Annotated in this window: 4 protein-coding genes; 1 reads left to right on the plus strand and 3 read right to left on the minus strand. The window is 70.5% G+C overall.

What is annotated here, in order from left to right:
* On the plus strand, nucleotides 1-623 hold a 623-nt coding region (locus APY03_RS20290; protein WP_232324344.1), incomplete at its 5' end, for an SDR family oxidoreductase.
* Between the two features lie 11 nt (nucleotides 624-634).
* On the opposite strand, the gene APY03_RS20295 is transcribed toward APY03_RS20290, so the two are convergent.
* From APY03_RS20295 to APY03_RS44165, 3 genes are all read right to left on the minus strand, one after another.
* Entirely contained in the window at nucleotides 635-2,095 is a 1,461-nt protein-coding gene (locus APY03_RS20295) for an NAD(P)H-hydrate dehydratase (protein ID WP_068679482.1), read from the minus strand.
* A gap of 25 nt (nucleotides 2,096-2,120) precedes the next feature.
* Nucleotides 2,121-3,377: a D-amino acid dehydrogenase gene (locus APY03_RS20300; protein WP_068679484.1), complete on the minus strand. Its 1,257-nt coding sequence runs from the start codon at nucleotides 3,375-3,377 to the stop codon at nucleotides 2,121-2,123.
* A gap of 45 nt (nucleotides 3,378-3,422) precedes the next feature.
* Nucleotides 3,423-3,870 (minus strand): amidase family protein (locus APY03_RS44165; protein WP_269747395.1); only part of this gene is annotated, 448 nt, incomplete at its 5' end.

Below are 3,870 nucleotides of genomic sequence, written 5' to 3' on the forward strand. Positions count from 1 at the left end.
TTGCCGACGAATCGGGAGCCGGTGCGCGCGCCTTCGCGGTGCCGACGGACGTGGCCAATCCCGAGTCGGTTCAGGCCCTGTTCGCAGCCACGGTGGAACGCTTCGGCCGGGTTGATCTGCTGTTCAACAACGCCGGCGTCGGCAACCCGCCCGGCCCTTTCGAGGAATGGACGCCGGAGCAGTGGCGCGGTGTGGTCGACATCAACCTGAACGGGATGTTCTATTGCATCCAGCAGGCTTTCCGGACCATGCAGGCGCAGGCGCCGCGCGGCGGCCGCATCATCAACAACGGTTCGATCTCCGCGACTGCCCCGCGGCCCAACTCCATGGCCTACACGGCGACCAAGCATGCGGTGGAAGGGCTGACCAAGACTGCTTCGCTCGACGGCCGCAAGCACGACATTGCAGTGGGCCAGATCGACGTCGGAAACGCGATGACCGAACTGGCAGCCCGCATGACCAAGGGCGTGCCGCAGGCCAACGGCGAGATCGCGATCGAGCCGGTCATGGACGTATCCATCGTCGGCCAGTCGGTGCTGTACATGGCGAACCTGCCGCTGGAAGCCAACGTGCTGTTCCACACGGTGATGGCGACCAAGATGCCCTTCGTCGGCCGGGGTTAGGGGTATTTTCTTCAGCCGCGGGCGAGCGCGCCGGCGGTGAGCGGCAATCTCGCCGACCAGCGGTCGGCGATGTCGCCATGCCGCCAGACGGCCTCCCAGCTGGCCGCCATCGCCGGCCGTCCGGCTGCCAGGGCGGCGCCGATCATGCCGGCCAGCACGTCGCCGGTACCCGCGGTTGCGAGGCGTGCGTTGCCGGTCGGGTTGATCACCGGCACTTCGCCTGCTCCGGCCACGATGGTCCCGGAGCCCTTGAGGACAACCGTTGCGCCAAACCGCACAGCCAGTTGCTGAGCGGCGCTCAGCCGGTCGGCTTGCACCTCGGCCGCGCCGGTGGCCAGCAGGCGCGCAGCCTCTAGCGGATGGGGCGTGAGGACGGTCTGCCGGTGCAAGTGGGCGCGTGCGGCAAGCAGGGCCTGCAAAGCGCCGTCGGCGGCGATGGTGTTGAGTGCGTCGGCATCGAGCACCAACGCCTGCGCTTCCTGGAGCACTCGCGGCAGCGGATCGCGCACGGCCGTCCCGCCGCCGCAGCCGCAGACCACGGTCATGGCCGCCAGGTCCAGCGCGTCGGGTCGCCGGAACATCAGCTCGGGCTGCGCTGTGTCGAGCGGTGCGAGTGCGGCGTCGAGGAGCGCGACGTAGACGCGGCCCGCGCCTGCATGCAGCGCAGCGGTGGCCGCCAGCAGGGCCGCGCCCGACATCCCGGGTGCGCCGCCGATCACCGCGACGTCGCCGTAGCTTCCCTTGTGGGAGGTGTGCGGTCGCAGCAGGGCGGGGGGCTCGCCCGGGAGCCGGGCCGTGGCCCGCTCGGTGCCCGGCATTGCATCCAGATCGCAGAACCACAGCTCGCCAGCCGCGTCCCGCCCTCGCGCCGTGAAAAGGCCGGGCTTGAGCGTCAGCAGGCTGAGGCACAGCCGGCGGACCCCGGCCGCCGGGCCCAATGCAGGAGCGAGGAAGTCCAGCGCAAGCACGCCTGTGTCGGCATTCAGGCCGGAAGGCGTGTCCACGCTGAGTACGGGCGCGGGGCCGGCGTGCATTCGTCGCAGCCAGTCGGCCATGGCCCCCTCAGGTGCGCGGGCGGCGCCGAGGCCGAGCAGGGCATCGATGACAAGATCGGCATGCGCCGGCGGTGCGTTCGCGAAGCGCACGCCGGCATCGCGCGCGCGTTTCAGCGAGGCGGCCGCGTCGGCCGGCAGGCGGGCGTCGGTGCCGATGCGGGTGACGACCGGTGCGAAGCCGCGGTGCTGCAACTGCGCCGCCGCCTCGAAGCCATCGCCCCCGTTGTTGCCGGGGCCACAGGCGATCCAGATGGTGCGCGCATGGGGCGTGGTCGCCATCGCGAGCCTCGCGACTGCCAGCCCGGCGCGCTGCATCAGCGTATGCGGCGGCAGGGCGGCCGCGGCGGCCTGTTCGATCCGGTGCGAGGCCGCGAGGTCGAACAGAGGGGCGGCAGTGGCGGCGGTGATGCGGTGCATGGGGGCGCTCCGATGCGGACGGCCCCTAGTGTTGCAGCAAACGCTCGATGCCCAGGCCCTCGAGATCGATGCCTGGGTCGCGGCCTCCCATCATGTCTGCCATCACCCGCGCGCTGCCGCAGGACAGCGCCCATCCGCTCGAGCCATGCCCCAGGTTGAGCCAGACGCCCGGAACGCCGCTCGGCCCGATGATCGGCGGGCCATCGGGAAGCATCGGCCGCGCGCCCTTCCATTGCTGGACGCCGGCCTGCAGGGTGACGGCACCCGGAAACCAGTCCTGAAGCACCTTGTAGAGCGTCCGCAGCGCGTCAGGATGAAGGCTGTCCAGGGAGCCGCCGAGTTCGGCGCTGCCCGCAACGCGCACACGCAGCCCGAGGCGCGAGATCGCGACCTTGTAGCGCTCGTCCATCACGGCACTGCGAGGGGCGTTGAGAGGTTCGCGGATGTTGGCGCTGATCGAATGGCCGTAGACCGGCGCAACCGGGATGCGCAGGCCCAGTGGCCGCAGCAGCTCGGCCGAGGCCACCCCGGCGCAAACCACCACGGCGTCGAAGCGATGGCCCTCCGACCCGCTGGCCAGGCGCAGCTCGGTCGGTGCGGCGCGGCTGAGCGGCGCGAGGTCGCAATTGAAGTGGAACTGGGCGCCCAGCGCCTCGGTCTCCCACTTGAGCAGCAGCGCGAACTGGCGGCAGTTGGCCACCTCGTCGTCCGGCAGATGGATGGCCCCCGCCAACGCGGTTTCGGTGCTGAGCGCGGGCTCGATCCGGCGCGCCTCGTCGGCGTCTACCTCGCGGAAGGTGCTGCCGGCCTGCCGCAGCACCTCGAGACCGGCCTGCACCAGCTTCTTCTCGCGCTTGGACCGCAGCAGCACAAGGTAGCCATCGCTACGTTCGTAACTGAGCTCGCGTGCCTCGGTGATCTCGTGCAGCCGGGTGCGGCTGTAGAAGGCCAGCCGCTGCATGCGCGCGCGATTGGCCAGGTAGCTTTCGATTTGGCAGGCGCGCTGCCAGCGCGCCATCCAGGCCAGGTCGCGTCCGGTGAGCGGCCAGCGCAGCTTGACCGCGCCGTGTGCCGAGAGGAGCGAGCGCAGCACCTTGACGCGCATCCCCGGGGCCGCCCACGGCGTCACGTAGCCGGGCGCCACCACGCCGGCATTGGCGAAACTGGATTCCTCGGCGGCGGCGCCGCGGCGCTCGAAAACCATGACTTCATGTCCGTCCGAGGCCAACTCCCAGGCTGTGGTGACGCCGATGATGCCGGCGCCCACGATCGCGATCTTCATTCGGTTCTTTTGAGTGTGATAAGAGGCGGCGCACGCGGGCGAGCCCTAACGGGTCGCTTGCAACTCGCGTTCCACCTGCAGCGCGACCGCCAGCACCGCGTCGTCGTGCAGCGCGGCATGCCAGAGCATGAGGCCGACGGGCAGCTCGCCCTCGGCATGGCAGGGCAGCGAGAGAGCGCAGCCGTCGAGCATGTTGACCACCGACGGGTTGCGCAGCAGCAGCGCGTTGATACGGAAGAAGGCCTCGTCGCGCTCCGCGCCGGGCGCTACCTCGGCCAGAGGCGCCGGCACTAGCGGCACGGTGGGCGACAGCAGGGCGTCGAAGGGGGCGAGAGCCGCTTCCATGCGGACGATCCAGTCGCGGCGCGCATGGACGAGGTCGATGTATTCGTGCGCCTTCATTGTCGCGCCCTTGAGGATGCGCTGGGCCACGCGCGGGTCGTAGCCGGCGCCGCTGCGCTCCAGCAACAGCCGGTGCCAGGCATAGGCTTCG

The organism is Variovorax sp. WDL1 (assembly GCF_001541225.1).
GTDB lineage: Bacteria > Pseudomonadota > Gammaproteobacteria > Burkholderiales > Burkholderiaceae_C > Variovorax.